Here is a 14,275-nt window from a genome sequence, read left to right as displayed (position 1 = left end):
ATGGTGTCGGGCATGATCGACGCGATCCACGACGGTTTCCTGTCCTTCGGCATGCTGGGCGAGGGCGCCTGGATCGTGCTGAAGATCCTGCTCATCGTGATGCCGGTGATCATCGCCGTCGCGTTCTACGTGCTGTGGGAGCGCAAGCTGATCGGCTGGATGCACTCCCGCCACGGGCCGATGTACGTCGGCATGGGCATCCTGCAGACCTTCGCGGATGTCTTCAAACTGCTGTTCAAGGAAGTCATCCAGCCCTCGAGCGCATCGCCGTTCCTGTACCGGCTTGCGCCGCTGATCGTGCTGGTGCCCTCGTTCGCGGCGTGGGCGGTGGTGCCGTTCGACGCCCAGCTGGTGCTGTCGAATGCCAATGCCGGGTTGCTGTACCTCTTGGCGATGACCTCGCTGGGCGTGTACGGGATCATCCTGGCCGGCTGGGCATCCAACTCGAAGTACGCCTTCCTCGGTGCGATGCGTGCCGCCGCGCAGATGGTGTCGTACGAAATCGCGATGGGCTTCGCCCTGGTCGGCGTGATGGTCGCGGCCGGCAGCCTCAACCTGAGCGAGATCGTGATGGCCCAGGCCGGCAATGGCGGCCTGTTCGAGTGGTTCTGGCTGCCGCTGCTGCCGCTGTTCGTCGTGTACTTCGTGTCCGGCGTCGCCGAGACCAACCGCGCGCCGTTCGACGTGGTCGAGGGCGAGTCGGAGATCGTCGCCGGCCACATGGTCGAGTACTCGGGCGCATCGTTCGCGCTGTTCTTCCTGGCCGAATACGCCAACATGATCCTGATCAGCTTCCTGGTCGCGATCTTCTTCCTGGGCGGCTGGCTCAGCCCGTTCCAGGGCTGGGGCATCCCGCTGCTGTCGGTCGACGGCTGGTGGTGGCTGTTCGCCAAGGTGGTGTTCTTCGCGAGCGCGTACGTCTGGTTCCGTGCGACGTTCCCGCGTTATCGCTACGACCAGATCATGCGGCTGGGCTGGAAGGTGTTCATCCCGCTGTCGATCGCCTGGATCGTCGTCGCCGCGTTGATGGCGTACTACGGCGTGTTCCTGCCGGGACAATGAGACTGAGATGAGCAACCGCGCGCCAAACCGAATCGTTTCGTACTTCAAGAGCCTGCTGCTCATCGAGCTGCTGCAGGGCATGGGTTTGACCCTCAAGTACCTGTTCAAGCCCAAGTACACGCTGATGTACCCGATGGAGAAGACGCCGCAGTCGCCGCGCTTCCGCGGCATCCATGCGCTGCGCCGCTATCCCAACGGCGAGGAGCGCTGCATCGCCTGCAAGCTGTGCGAGGCGGTGTGCCCGGCCCTGGCGATCACCATCGACTCGGAGAAGCGCGAGGACGGCAGCCGCCGCACCACGCGTTACGACATCGACCTGTTCAAGTGCATCTTCTGCGGCTTCTGCGAGGAGTCGTGCCCGGTGGATTCGATCGTCGAGACGCACATCCACGAATACCACTTCGACCAGCGCGGACAGAACATCGTCACCAAGCCGCAGTTGCTGGCGATCGGGGACCGGCTCGAGGCCGAGATCTCCGAACGCCGCGCCGCCGACGCGCCCTTCCGCTGAGTGCCCGCCATGGACCTCGCTTTCATCGCATTCCTCCTGTTCGCCCTGACGGCGGTTGCCGCGGCCATTGGCGTGATCAGCGTCCGCAACCCGGTCCACGCCGCGCTGTCGCTGGTGCTGACCTTCTTCTCCGTCGCCTGCGTGTGGCTGATCGCCGGGGCCGAGTTCCTCGGCGTGGCGCTCGTGCTGGTGTACGTCGGCGCGGTGATGGTGCTGTTGCTGTTCGTCGTGATGATGCTCGACATCGACGTCGCGCCGTTGCGCGAGGGCTTCGTGCGCTACCTGCCGGTCGGCCTGCTGGTCGCGGTGGTGATGCTCGTCGAGATGCTGGTGCTGATCGGGGTCAAGGTCCAGTTGGGCACGCCGCTGGCCGACGACCCGACGGCAGGCATCTCCAACACAAAGTGGCTGGCCGAGGCGCTGTTCACCCGCTTCCTGCTGCCGTTCGAGACCGCCGCGGTGATCCTGACCGTCGCCGTCATCGCCGCTGTGATGCTGACCCTGCGCCGTCGCGAGGGCGCCAAGCACCAGAACCCGGGTGACCAGGCGCGGGTGCGCGCCGGTGACCGCCTGCGCATGGTCAAGGTGGATGCCGTCCGCCCGCCGCCGCCGCAGCCGCCGCGTTCGCTCGATGGATCCGCGTCCGACGTGGAGGTGAAGCCGTGACCCTGTTTGACCTGACCCCGGGCCACTTCCTCATGCTCGGCGCCGCGCTGTTCTGCATCAGCGTTGCCGGCATCTTCATCAACCGCAAGAACGTCATCGTCCTGCTGATGTGCCTGGAGCTGTTGCTGCTCGCAGTCAACATCAACTTCGTGACGTTCTCGCGGCAGTTCGGCGACCCGGCCGGCCAGGTGTTCGTGTTCTTCATCCTGACCGTCGCCGCCGCCGAGGCTGCCATTGGCCTGGCGATCCTCGTCACGCTGTTCCGCAACCGGCGCACGATCAACGTCGCCGAAATCGACACGATGAAGGGCTGAGCCGGATGGAGTACGCCATTTCCAAGTCGGTGCTGCTGGCGATCGTGCTGGCGCCGCTGCTGGGTTCGATCCTCGCCGGCCTGTTCGGCCGCCGGATCGGTCGCGCGGGTTCGCACAGCGTCACGATCCTCGGCGTCGCCGCCAGTTGTGCGATGTCCGCCTACGTGCTGTGGCAGCTCGTGGGGCAGGGCGCGGCGCCGTTCAACGAGAACGTCTACACCTGGTTCCAGGTCGGTGGCGTCGAGGCGCACGTCGGCTTCATGGTCGACAAGCTCACCGCGATGATGATGGTGGTGGTGACCTTCGTGTCGCTGCTGGTGCACATCTACACCATCGGCTACATGCACGAAGATGACGGCTACCAGCGCTTCTTCAGCTACATCTCACTGTTCACCTTCTCGATGCTCATGCTGGTGATGAGCAACAACTTCCTGCAGCTGTTCTTCGGCTGGGAAGCGGTCGGCCTGGTGTCCTACCTGCTCATCGGCTTCTGGTACAAGAAGCCGACCGCAGTGTTCGCCAACCTCAAGGCGTTCCTGGTCAACCGCGTGGGCGATTTCGGCTTCCTGCTCGGTATCGCCGGCGTGCTGCTGATGTTCGGCTCCCTGGACTACGCCACCGTGTTCGCCAACGCACCGGCGATCGAGGGCATGACCATGTCGATCATCGCCGGTCAGGAATGGTCGGTCGCGACGGTCATCTGCATCTGTCTGTTCATCGGCGCGATGGGCAAGTCCGCGCAGGTGCCGCTGCACGTCTGGCTGCCCGACTCGATGGAAGGCCCGACCCCGATTTCCGCGCTGATCCACGCCGCGACGATGGTGACCGCCGGCATCTTCATGGTCGCGCGCATGTCGCCGCTGTTCGAGCTCAGCCAGACGGCGCTCAACTTCATCCTGTTCATTGGTGCCACCACGGCGTTCTGGACCGGCCTGATCGGCATTGTGCAGAACGACATCAAGCGCGTGGTCGCGTATTCGACGTTGTCGCAGCTGGGCTACATGACCGTCGCACTGGGCGTGTCGGCCTACAGCGCGGGCGTGTACCACCTGATGACGCACGCGTTCTTCAAGGCGCTGCTGTTCCTCGGTGCCGGCTCGGTCATCATCGCGATGCACCACGAGCAGGACATGCGCCGGATGGGCGGGCTGAAGAAGTACATGCCGATCACGTACTGGACGATGCTGCTGGGCACGCTCGCGCTGGTGGCCACGCCGTTGTTCAGCGGCTACTACTCCAAGGATGTGATCATCGAGGCCACACACCTGGCCGCCGCCAGCGACCGTGCCGGCTGGATCGGGCACTACGCCTACTGGGCGGTGCTGCTGGGTGCGTTCGTGACGGCGTTCTACAGCTTCCGCCTGCTGTTCATGACCTTCCACGGCAAGGAGCGCTTCCGCGACGCGCACGCCGACGGTCACGCCGCCCATGACGACGGCCACGGTCACCATGGTGTGCACGAACCGCACGAGTCGCCGTGGGTGGTCACCGTTCCCCTGGTGCTGCTGGCGATCCCGTCGGTGCTGATCGGCTTCTTCACCGCCGGCCCGATGCTGTTCGGGACTGACTGGAGTGGCCACGTCGAGCAACTGCCATTCTTCCTCGGCGCGATCGAGGTCAATCCCGTACGTGACGTGATGGCCACGCTGAAGGCCGAGCTCTGGCACGGCCCCGTCGAACTGGCGCTGCACGCGGTCAAGGCGCCGTCGTTCTGGCTGACGGTCGCCGGCTTCGTGCTCGCGCTGGTCATGTACTGGTGGAAGCCCGAGCTGGCCCCCCGCGCGCGCAACACGTTCGCCTGGCCGGTCCGCGTGCTGGAGAACAAGTACGGCTTCGACGCGCTGTGGATCGACGGTTTCGCCGGCGGCAGCCTGCGGCTCGGCAAGGCCTCGCGTGCGGTCGACACCCACGTGATCGACGGCATCGCGGTCAACGGTAGTGCGCAGGCTGTTGGCCTGGTCGCGCGGCTGGCCCGGCAGGTGCAGTCGGGTTTCCTCTACCACTACGCGTTCGCGATGATCCTCGGCCTGATCGTGCTGATGGCCGTGCTCATCTCGACTTTGAACTGACAAGGACCGCGACGTGACCCCTGTGCCTGCTACAAGCACGCTGCCCTTGCTGAGCCTGCTGATCTGGCTGCCGATCATCGGTGGCTTCCTTACCCTCGCGTTCGGCAACGGCCGCGCCAACCCCGCGCGGTGGTTCGCCACCGGCGTGGCGGCGCTGACCCTGTTGCTGACGGTGCCGCTGTTCACCGGGCTGGACCTGGCCACCCCTGCGATGCAGTTCGTGGAGAACCACGCCTGGATCCCGGCCTTCGACATCCGCTACCACCTGGGCGCTGACGGCATTTCGGTCGCGTTGATCGGACTCACCACGCTGACCTCGCTGCTGGTGCTGATCGGGGCCTGGAACGTCGACAAGCGGGTCAGCCAGTACTACGCGGCCTTCCTGATCCTCGAGGGCCTGATGGTCGGCGTCTTCGCCTCGCTGGACGCGATGCTGTTCTACGTGTTCTTCGAGTGCATGCTGATCCCGATGTTCATCATCATCGGCGTCTGGGGCGGCCCGCGCCGGGTGTACGCATCGATCAAGTTCTTCCTGTACACCTTCCTCGGCTCGTTGTTCATGCTGGTCGCGTTGATCTACCTCTTCATGAAGGGTGGCAGCTGGCAACTGGCCGACATGTACGCACTCCCGCTCACCGCCACTGAGCAGATGTGGATCTTCTTCGGGTTCCTGATCGCGTTCGCCGTGAAGGTACCGATGTTCCCGGTCCACACCTGGCTGCCCGACGCACACGTCGAGGCGCCCACCGCCGGTTCGGTCGTCCTGGCCGCGATCATGCTGAAGATCGGTGGCTACGGGTTCCTGCGCTTCATCCTGCCGATCGTTCCCGACGCCGGTGCCGAGTGGGCCTGGCTGGTGGTGGCCGCGAGCCTGGTGGCCATCGTCTACGTGGGCCTGGTCGCGCTGGCACAGGACGACATGAAGAAGCTGGTTGCGTATTCGTCCGTGTCGCACATGGGGTTCGTGACGCTGGGTGTGTTCATCGCGTTCGCGCTGGTGCGCGACCACGGCAACCTCGACGGCGCGCGGCTCGGCCTGCAGGGCGCGATGGTCCAGATGATCAGCCACGGCTTCATCTCGGGCGCGATGTTTACCTGCATCGGGGTGCTGTACGACCGCATGCATACGCGCCGGATCTCCGACTACGGCGGCGTCGCCACGCCGATGCGCTGGTTTGCGCTGTTCTACGTGCTGTTCGCGATGGCCAACTCCGGCCTGCCGGGCACGTCCGGCTTCGTCGGCGAGTTCATGGTGATCATGGCGAGCTTCCAGCAGCATCCGCTGGTTGCCTTCTTCGCGGCGCTGACGTTGATCATCGGCGCCGGTTACACGCTGTGGCTGGTCAAGCGCGTGTTGTGGGGCCCAGTGGCAAACGACAACGTCGCCAGCCTCAAGGACATCGACGGCCGCGAGTGGACCGTGCTCGGTGTGTTCGCCATCGGCACGCTGCTGGTGGGCGTGTGGCCCAAGCCGTTGACCGACCTGATGGAACCGTCGATCGCCAACCTCGCGATGCAGATCGCGGCCTCCAAGCTGTAAACCCGGACCCGGTTCGGCGCACCACGCCGACCCTTCAGAGATTTGCCCATGATTGCAGTACGTTCCGCTGCCGAGTTGATGCCACTGCTGCCCGAGCTGGTGCTGGTCTGTGGCGCCTTCGCGCTGCTGATGCTCGACCTGTTCCTGCCCGCGGGCCGACGGGTGGTCACGCACCTGTCGTCGATCGCGCTGCTGGTGGTGGTGGTCGCGCTGATTGCCAGCGGTGTCGGCGGACACGGCGACGTACTGGGCGGCATGTTCGTGCGCGATACCGCGGCCGACGTGCTGAAGATCTCCATCGCCGGTATCGGTGCGCTGGCGATGGTCTACCTCTGGCCGTACCTGCGCGAGCGTGGGCTGTACCAGGGCGAGGTGTCGGTGCTCATGCTGTTCGCCACGCTCGGCATGATGCTGCTGGTGTCAGCCGGCTCGCTGGTGATGGTTTACGTCGGCCTGGAGATGCTCGCGCTGTGCTCCTACGCGCTGGTCGCGCTGGACCGCGACAGCCCGTTGGCCTCCGAGGCGGGCATCAAGTACTTCGTGCTGGGCGCGCTGGCATCCGGCCTGCTGCTGTACGGCCTGTCGCTGGTCTACGGTTCGACGGGCACGCTGGACCTCACCGAGATTTCGGCCGCGGCCCAGGCTTCCGGCGCTTCGACCATGCTGGTGACCGGCGTTGCGTTCATGGTGGCCGGCATCGCGTTCAAATTCGGTGCCGCGCCGTTCCACATGTGGTTGCCCGACGTCTACCACGGCGCACCGACCCCGATTACGCTGTTCATCGGTTCGGCGCCGAAGCTGGCGACCTTCGGCATGACCTACCGACTGCTTGAAGTCGGCCTGGGTCCGCTGGACGACCACTGGCGCCTGATGCTGGCCGGGCTGGCCGTGCTTTCGCTCGCCTTCGGCAACCTCGGCGCGCTGGTGCAGACCAACTTCAAGCGCATGCTGGCGTACTCGACTATCTCCCACGTCGGCTTCCTGTTCCTGGGCTTTGCCGGGGGCGGGGTGGATGGCTTCGCCGCCGCGATGTTCTATGCGATCAGCTACGCCATCATGGCAGCGGCCGCGTTCGGCGCGATCGTGGTGATGTCCAGCCGCGGTTTCGAAGCCGATCGGATCGACGACTACAAGGGCCTCAACGCGCGCAGCCCGTGGCTGGCGGGCATGATCCTGATCACGATGGTGTCGCTGGCCGGCGTCCCGCCGTTCCTCGGCTTCTGGGCCAAGCTTGCGGTACTGCAGGCGGCGATCGAGGGCGACATGCTGTGGCTGGCGATCGTCGGCATCGTGTTCGCGGTGGTGGGCGCGTACTACTACCTGTACGTGGTCAAGGCCATGTACTTCGACGAGCCCCAAGGCACGATGCCGGCACCCAGCGGCAACCGGCCGATGCGCATCGTGTTCGGGGTCAATGCGGTGGCGCTGCTTGCACTGGGCCTGGCGTGGAGCCCGATCATGGCGTGGTGCCAGCGCGCCTTCGCCGGCTGAGGCGAAGGAAGTGCAGGCCGCAGGGAAATAATCCCTGTTAAGGCTTGCGGAGTTTCAAGTCCGTCGCTATCATGGACGGCCTGATGCGGGGTGGAGCAGTCTGGCAGCTCGTCGGGCTCATAACCCGAAGGTCGCAGGTTCAAATCCTGCCCCCGCTACCAGCTTCGGCTGATCAAGGAAGCCTCTTCGCGAGGCTTTCTTTTTTAGCCAACGGCTCGGGCTTGGCGACGCGTTCTGCTCACGCGTCGCACCGACATCCAGCGGTATGGACAAGGGGCCCTCGGGCCCTTTGTTGTTTCCGGCCCCCGGGCCGTGCTTCCGCCCCTCGGACCCGTCGTCGCTTCAGCGCGCAGTCCGCAGGACCTCCGCCAGTCGCAACCGCAGGAGTACCAGCGCGTGACGGACAAAGCGACCGAGATCTCCCGCCTGCTGGCCCCGACCGTCGAGTCGCTCGGGCTCGAGCTGCTGGGCATCGAGTACCTGCCCGCACCGGGCGGGGCGCTGGTGCGCCTGTACATCGACGTTCCCGCCGGCGAGGCGGGTGATGACGGGGAGCCGCGTGCGGTCGGCATCGAGGACTGCGAGGCGGTCAGCCGCGAGGTGTCGGCCCAGCTCGACGTCGAGGACCCGATCAGCGGAAACTACACCCTCGAGGTCTCTTCGCCCGGTCTGGACCGGCCGCTGTTCACGCGGGCCCATTTCGAGCGCTTCGCGGGGCAGACCGCCAAGGTCACGCTCAAGCTGCCGCAGGACGGACGCCGTCGCCTGACCGGCTCGATCGCCCGCATCGAGGGCGACCAGATCACTTTCCTGGTCGATGGCGCGGAGTTCACCACCGCCGTCGACAACATCGACAAGGCGCGTCTGGTCCCGGACTGGGCCGCGCTGGGGCTGGCCCCCACCAAGCCCGGTGGCAAGCGCCGCCAGGACACCACCCAATCCGACAAACCAACCAACAAGCCGGCGGCCGACAAGCCGACCCCGGCGGAGTGACGAGATGAGCAAGGAACTGTTGCTGGTCGTGGACGCAGTCGCCAACGAGAAGGGCGTCCCGCGCGAGGTGATCTTCGAGGCGATCGAGGCCGCGCTGGCGTCCGCCGCCAAGAAGCGCTACCACGACGAGGATGTGCTCGTGCGCGTCGCCATCGACCAGAAGGACGGCAGCTACGAGACCTTCCGCCGGATGGAGGTCGTGGCCGACGACGTGGTGATGGAATCGCCTGACCGCCAGGTGCGCCTGATGGACGCCGTCGACGAGGTCGAGGGCGTCGAGGTCGGCGACTTCATCGAAGAGCAGATCGAGAACCCGGACTTCGGGCGCATCGCCGCGCAGGCCGCCAAGCAGGTCATCGTGCAGCGTGTGCGCGAGGCCGAGCGTGCCCAGGTCGTCGACCAGTGGAAGGACCGCGTCGGCGAGCTGGTCACCGGCATCGTCAAGCGCGTGGAGCGCGGCAACATCTACGTCGACCTGGGCGGCAACGCCGAGGCGATCATCCCGAAGGACAAGGGCATCCCGCGCGACGTGCTGCGCGCCGGCGACCGCGTCCGCGGCTTCCTGTTCGACGTGCGCACCGAGCCCCGCGGGCCGCAGCTGTTCATCAGCCGCGCCGCGCCGGAATTCATGATGGAACTGTTCAAGCTCGAGGTGCCGGAAGTCGGCCAGGGGCTGGTTTCGATCAAGGCCTGCGCCCGCGACCCCGGTGACCGCGCCAAGATCGCGGTGCTGGCCCACGACAACCGTACCGATCCGATCGGCGCCTGCATCGGCATGCGCGGTTCGCGCGTGCAGGCGGTGACCAACGAGCTCAACGGCGAGCGCGTCGACATCGTGCTGTGGTCGGACAACCCCGCGCAGTTCGTGATCAACGCGATGGCGCCGGCCGAGGTGCAGTCGATCATCGTCGACGAAGAGAAGCACTCGATGGACCTCGCGGTCGCCGAGGACCGTCTCGCCCAGGCGATCGGCAAGGGCGGCCAGAACGTGCGCCTGGCCAGCCGCCTGTCGGGCTGGCAGCTCAACGTGATGACGCAGGACCAGGTCACCGCGAAGTCGGAGGCCGAGCAGGCCGCCGCCCGCGAGCTGTTCCAGGCCAAGCTGGAGGTCGACGAGGAGATCGCCGGCATCCTGGTGTCCGAGGGCTTCAGCACGGTAGAGGAAATCGCCTACGTGCCGGTCGGCGAGTTGCTGGCGGTCGAGGGCTTTGACGAGGACATCGTCGAAGAGCTGCGCGCCCGCGCCCGCGACGCGCTGCTCAACGAGGCGCTGGCGGCCGAGGAGGAGCTCGACGAGCACCAGCCGGCCGAGGACCTGCTTACGCTGGAAGGCATGGACGACGAGCTTGCCTTCGCGCTGGCGGCACGCGGGGTGGTCACCCGCGACGACCTGGCCGACCTCGCCACCGACGAGTTGACAGACATCGAGGGCGTCGACGAGGCCCGGGCCGCCGCGCTGATCATGGAAGCGCGCAAGCACTGGTTCGAGTAAGGACGCACGCGATGCCGACGATTTCGCCATGAACACGGGACTGCACCCATGAGGTAGCAGGGCTAGAATTGAACGATCACGCGCGGGGCAGGTCCCCGCGCCACAGGACACGGAAACCGAATGTCGCAGCAAACCACCATCCGCAAGCTGGCCACGCTGGTTAATACGCCGGTCGAGAAATTGCTGGAGCAGCTGGCCGAGGCCGGCATGCCCTTCAGCGATCCCGACCAGGCCGTCTCCAGCACCGAGAAGGTCAAGCTGCTCGGCTTCCTGCGTCGCACCCACGGCAAGGCCGACAAGTCGGCCGTCGAGGACGCAGCCCCCAAGAAGATCACCCTGAGCCGCAGCCGGAAGCAGGAGCTGACGGTCGGTGGCGGCAAGAGCCGCGCGACGGTCGATGTCCTGGTGCGCAAGAAGGTGACCGTTGTCCGTCCTGATGCCGACCAGCCCGCGCCGACCGACGAGCGGGCGGAGATCCTGCGCAAGCTGGAGGAATCCAAACAGCGCAACCTCGCCGAGCAGCAGGCGCTGGCCGAGGCCGACCGCCGCCGCGCGGAAGAAGCCGAGGCCGCGAAGCGGGCTGCCGAAGAGGCCGAGCGCCTCAAGGCCGAGGTGGCCGCGGCCGCCGAGGCTGGGACCGTCGCCGAGGAAGAGGGCGCCGCCAAGCCGGCCGCCACTCATGGCCACGGCCACCCGAAGCCGGCCCCGGCCCGTACCGACGACCGCACGGCGCGCCACAAGACCCGCGGTTCGCATGTAATGACCGCCGGCGTGGAGGACGACGACCGTACCAAGCGCTTCGCCGGCCAGATGCACCTGAGCGCCTCCGACCGTGCGCGCCGCACCAGCAGCACCCGTGGCCGCGCCAAGCCGCGCCGCCACGCCGACCAGGCACGCTCGGGCACCGGCTTCACCCGGCCGACCGCGCCGATCGTGCGCGACGTCGCCATCGGCGAGACCATCACCGTGGCCGACCTGGCGCAGAAGATGGCGCTCAAGGGCGGTGAGGTGGTCAAGGCCCTGTTCAAGATGGGCGTGATGGCCACCATCACCCAGAGCATCGACCATGACACCGCCGCGCTGGTGACCGAGGAGCTCGGCCACAACGTGGTGCGAGCCGATGCGTCCGACGTAGAGAACGAGCTGCTTGCCCACGTCGAGAGCGTCGAGGGCGACAAGGTCGCGCGTCCGCCGGTCGTTACCATCATGGGCCACGTCGACCACGGCAAGACCTCGCTGCTGGATTACATCCGCCGCACCAAGGTTGCCACGGGCGAGGCCGGTGGGATCACCCAGCACATCGGTGCGTACCACGTCGAAACCGGCAAGGGCGTCATCAGCTTCCTCGACACCCCGGGCCACGCGGCGTTCTCGTCGATGCGTGCCCGCGGCGCGAAGCTCACCGACATCGTGGTGCTGGTGGTCGCAGCCGATGACGGTGTCAAGCCGCAGACCATCGAGGCGGTGCAACACGCCAAGGCCGCCGGCGTGCCGCTGATCATCGCGGTCAACAAGATCGACAAGTCCGACGCCGACCCGCAGAAGGTCAAGAACGAATTGCTCGAGCACGAAGTCGTGGCCGAGGAGTTCGGTGGCGACACCCAGTTCGTCGAGCTGTCGGCCAAGACCGGCCAGAACGTCGACGGGCTGCTGGATGCCATCTCGCTGCAGGCCGAGGTCCTCGAGCTGCAGGCCGTGTCCGAGGGCCGCGCGAGCGGCGTGGTGATCGAATCAGCACTCGACAAGGGCCGCGGCCCGGTCGCGACCGTGCTGGTCCAGCAGGGCGAGCTCAAGAAGGGCGACTACCTCGTGTGCGGCGTGCAGTTTGGCCGCGTGCGTGCACTGTTCGACGAGACCGGTTCGCAGGTCGAGTCGGCCGGTCCGTCCATCCCGGTGCAGGTCCTGGGCCTGTCGGGCGTGCCCGACGCCGGCGACGATTTCGTCGTGGTCGAGGACGAGCGCCTGGCCAAGGACGTCGCCCAGCAGCGTGACGCCAAGCGCCGCGAGTCGCGCCTGGTTGCGCAGGGCGGCAACCGGATGGAGGACATCATGGCGCAGCTGGGCACCGGCGAAGGCCAGCTCAGCCTGCCGCTGATCATCAAGGCCGACGTGCAGGGTTCGGTGCAGGCGCTGAAGGAAGCGCTCACCGCGCTGTCGACCGAGGCGATCCGGATCAACGTCATCGGCTCGGGCGTGGGCGGCATCACCGAGTCCGACGCGCAGCTGGCGTCGACCTCCAAGGCCACCATCATCGGCTTCAACGTCCGTGCCGACGCGTCCGCGCGCAAGGTCATCGAGACCAACGGCGTCGACCTGCGCTACTTCTCGATCATCTATGACGTGATCGACCAGGTGAAGCAGGTGGCATCGGGCATCCTGGGCGTGGAAATCCGCGAGGACATCATCGGCACCGCCGAGGTCCGCGACGTGTTCCGCAGCTCCAAGTTCGGCGCGGTCGCCGGCTGCATGGTGGTCGAGGGCGTGGTCAAGCGGAACAAGCCGATCCGCGTCCTGCGCGACAACACCGTCATCTTCGAGGGCGAGCTGGAATCGCTGCGCCGCTTCAAGGAGAACGTCGACGAGGTCCGGGTCAACACCGAGTGTGGCATCGGCGTGAAGCAGTACAACGACGTCAAGCCGGGCGACCAGATCGAGTGCTTCGAGCGCGTCGAGGTCCAGCGCACGCTGTAATCGACATGCCCAAGACCTTCCATCGCACCGACCGCGTTTCCGCCCAGCTCCGCCGCGAGCTGGGCGCCCTCGTGCACGACGCCGTGCGCGAGCATGGCCTGCCCTCGATCAGCGTGTCCGATGTCGAGGTCACCCGTGACCTGGCCCACGCCAAGGTGTTCGTGGTGGCGCTGCAACCCGAACGCGCGGCCGAGGCGATGAAGGGCCTCAAGGGACTCGTGAAGCCCCTGCGTTACGAGCTTGGCAAGGCGGTCAAGCTCCGCCATGTGCCGGAGCTGCATTTCCACTACGACGATTCGTTCGATCGTGGCGAGCGCATCGAGAACCTGTTGCGCGAGAACCCGCCGGCGGACGTCGACGACGCCGAGTGAGCAGGCGTCCACGCACGGTCTTCCGCCCGCTGGATGGACTGCTGCTGCTCGACAAGCGCGCGGGCGTGAGTTCCAACCAGGCCCTGCAGCGGGTCCGCCACCTGTTCCGGGCCGCGAAGGGCGGCCATACCGGCAGCCTGGATCCGCTGGCCACCGGGTTGTTGCCGATCTGCTTCGGCGAGGCGACAAAGATTGCGGGGCTACTGCTCGGCGCGCGCAAGGCCTATCGGACCACCGCGGTGCTCGGCGTTACCACCGACACCGACGACGCCGACGGCCAGCCGCTGCGCGAACGGGAGGTGCCGACAGTCGACGACGCGGCGATCGAAGCCGCGCTGGCACCGCTGCGGGGTGCGATCGTGCAGCGCGCCCCGATTTATTCGGCCCTCAAGCAGGGCGGCGAGCCGCTATACGCCAAGGCGCGCCGGGGCGAGGCGATCGAAGCGCCGGAGCGCGAGGTGATGGTGCACGCGCTGGACCTGCTGGAGCGCCAGGGGCCGCGGCTCACGCTGGAGGTGGAGTGCGGCTCGGGCACCTACGTCCGAAGCCTTGTCCGCGACCTCGGCGAGTCGCTGGGGTGCGGCGCGCACGTGGAGGTACTGCGACGGCTCTGGGTCGACCCGTTCCGGGCCCCGCGGATGTACACCCTGGAGCAACTCCAAGGGATTGTCGAAACCGGTGGCGAGCCCGCACTGGATGACTGCCTGCTGCCAATCGAGGCCGGGCTGGCCGAGTTCCCGTCGGTCCAGCTGGACGCCCCGCAGGCCGTCCGGTTCGGGCGCGGCAACCCGGCGCAACCCGAGGCCGGGCCCGCCGGCCCGATCGAGCTGGTCGCGGTATATGAACGCGAAGGCCGCGTGCTCGGCCTCGGGCAACTGGACGCGGCCGGGATGGTGCATCCCCGGCGCCTGTTCACTTGGGCGACTCAGCTGCCCGGGAGCTGACGAACGGGTTGTTTCCAGCTTGTGACCCCGGTCGCGGCCAGCTACAATTCGCAGGCTTTTTCAAGCAAACCTGCAACATTCTTCCAGCAAGCGGCGGACCGGGCGGTGCGTCGGCGTCGGCATTTCCGGCG

Annotated in this window: 11 protein-coding genes, 1 tRNA gene and 2 pseudogenes; all 14 read left to right on the top strand. The window is 66.8% G+C overall.

Annotated elements, in window-relative coordinates; translation table 11 throughout:
• Positions 1–12 precede the first annotated feature (12 nt).
• The 14 genes and pseudogenes from nuoH to truB all read left to right on the top strand — a co-directional run bounded on the left by nuoH (position 13) and on the right by truB (position 14,144).
• The gene (gene nuoH / locus KOD61_RS07800; protein WP_407074585.1) at positions 13–1,062 is read left to right on the top strand and encodes an NADH-quinone oxidoreductase subunit NuoH; all 1,050 of its coding nucleotides are present in this window, start codon (positions 13–15) and stop codon (positions 1,060–1,062) included.
• Positions 1,063–1,069: 7 nt separating this feature from the next.
• Positions 1,070–1,573, top strand: a complete 504-nt coding sequence (nuoI, locus tag KOD61_RS07795; RefSeq protein ID WP_215218158.1) for an NADH-quinone oxidoreductase subunit NuoI — start codon at positions 1,070–1,072, stop codon at positions 1,571–1,573.
• A 9-nt stretch (positions 1,574–1,582) separates the two neighbouring features.
• Positions 1,583–2,239: an NADH-quinone oxidoreductase subunit J gene (locus KOD61_RS07790; protein WP_215218157.1), complete on the top strand. Its 657-nt coding sequence runs from the start codon at positions 1,583–1,585 to the stop codon at positions 2,237–2,239.
• 32 nt (positions 2,240–2,271) lie between these two features.
• Complete coding sequence (gene nuoK, locus KOD61_RS07785) at positions 2,272–2,553, top strand: NADH-quinone oxidoreductase subunit NuoK (protein WP_215220334.1); 282 nt, start codon at positions 2,272–2,274, stop codon at positions 2,551–2,553.
• A gap of 5 nt (positions 2,554–2,558) precedes the next feature.
• Positions 2,559–4,622, top strand: a complete 2,064-nt coding sequence (gene nuoL, locus KOD61_RS07780; protein ID WP_215218156.1) for an NADH-quinone oxidoreductase subunit L — start codon at positions 2,559–2,561, stop codon at positions 4,620–4,622.
• A 22-nt stretch (positions 4,623–4,644) separates the two neighbouring features.
• Positions 4,645–6,162 carry an NADH-quinone oxidoreductase subunit M gene (locus KOD61_RS07775; RefSeq protein ID WP_456307130.1) on the top strand — a complete coding sequence of 506 codons (1,518 nt, stop codon included), beginning with the start codon at positions 4,645–4,647 and terminating at the stop codon, positions 6,160–6,162.
• Positions 6,163–6,210: 48 nt separating this feature from the next.
• Positions 6,211–7,653 (top strand): NADH-quinone oxidoreductase subunit NuoN, encoded by a 1,443-nt coding sequence (gene nuoN, locus KOD61_RS07770; protein ID WP_215218155.1) that lies wholly within the window; start codon positions 6,211–6,213, stop codon positions 7,651–7,653.
• Between the two features lie 84 nt (positions 7,654–7,737).
• Positions 7,738–7,814: transfer RNA gene (locus KOD61_RS07765), tRNA-Met, on the top strand.
• A gap of 235 nt (positions 7,815–8,049) precedes the next feature.
• Positions 8,050–8,646: a ribosome maturation factor RimP gene (gene rimP / locus KOD61_RS07760; protein WP_215218154.1), complete on the top strand. Its 597-nt coding sequence runs from the start codon at positions 8,050–8,052 to the stop codon at positions 8,644–8,646.
• 4 nt (positions 8,647–8,650) lie between these two features.
• Positions 8,651–10,138, top strand: coding sequence for a transcription termination factor NusA (nusA, locus tag KOD61_RS07755; RefSeq protein WP_215218153.1), 1,488 nt, complete (start codon positions 8,651–8,653; stop codon positions 10,136–10,138).
• Between the two features lie 120 nt (positions 10,139–10,258).
• A pseudogene (locus KOD61_RS13115) lies at positions 10,259–10,762 on the top strand (translation initiation factor IF-2); the annotation flags it as partial.
• Positions 10,763–10,837: 75 nt separating this feature from the next.
• Positions 10,838–12,829 (top strand): annotated as a pseudogene (gene infB, locus KOD61_RS07750) (translation initiation factor IF-2); the annotation flags it as partial.
• 5 nt (positions 12,830–12,834) lie between these two features.
• Positions 12,835–13,200 carry a 30S ribosome-binding factor RbfA gene (rbfA, locus tag KOD61_RS07745; RefSeq protein WP_215218151.1) on the top strand — a complete coding sequence of 122 codons (366 nt, stop codon included), beginning with the start codon at positions 12,835–12,837 and terminating at the stop codon, positions 13,198–13,200.
• Positions 13,197–14,144, top strand: coding sequence for a tRNA pseudouridine(55) synthase TruB (gene truB / locus KOD61_RS07740; RefSeq protein WP_215218150.1), 948 nt, complete (start codon positions 13,197–13,199; stop codon positions 14,142–14,144). Before rbfA ends, truB begins: the two co-directional genes overlap by 4 nt.
• The last annotated feature ends 131 nt before the right edge of the window (positions 14,145–14,275 follow it).

This window comes from Lysobacter luteus, from assembly GCF_907164845.1.
GTDB classification, from domain to species: Bacteria; Pseudomonadota; Gammaproteobacteria; order Xanthomonadales; family Xanthomonadaceae; genus Novilysobacter; species Novilysobacter luteus.
Note: the sequence above shows the minus strand (reverse complement) of the source record. Positions and strands in the feature narration are given on the sequence as shown.

What these genes read in the sequence shown, in the direction of transcription:
- nuoH (WP_407074585.1), top strand. Translation starts at nt 13, where the DNA reads ATGATCGACGCGATCCACGACGGTTTCCTGTCCTTCGGCATGCTGGGC.
- nuoI (WP_215218158.1), top strand. Translation starts at nt 1,070, where the DNA reads ATGAGCAACCGCGCGCCAAACCGAATCGTTTCGTACTTCAAGAGCCTG.
- KOD61_RS07790 (WP_215218157.1), top strand. Translation starts at nt 1,583, where the DNA reads ATGGACCTCGCTTTCATCGCATTCCTCCTGTTCGCCCTGACGGCGGTT.
- nuoK (WP_215220334.1), top strand. Translation starts at nt 2,272, where the DNA reads ATGCTCGGCGCCGCGCTGTTCTGCATCAGCGTTGCCGGCATCTTCATC.
- nuoL (WP_215218156.1), top strand. Translation starts at nt 2,559, where the DNA reads ATGGAGTACGCCATTTCCAAGTCGGTGCTGCTGGCGATCGTGCTGGCG.
- nuoN (WP_215218155.1), top strand. Translation starts at nt 6,211, where the DNA reads ATGATTGCAGTACGTTCCGCTGCCGAGTTGATGCCACTGCTGCCCGAG.
- nusA (WP_215218153.1), top strand. Translation starts at nt 8,651, where the DNA reads ATGAGCAAGGAACTGTTGCTGGTCGTGGACGCAGTCGCCAACGAGAAG.
- rbfA (WP_215218151.1), top strand. Translation starts at nt 12,835, where the DNA reads ATGCCCAAGACCTTCCATCGCACCGACCGCGTTTCCGCCCAGCTCCGC.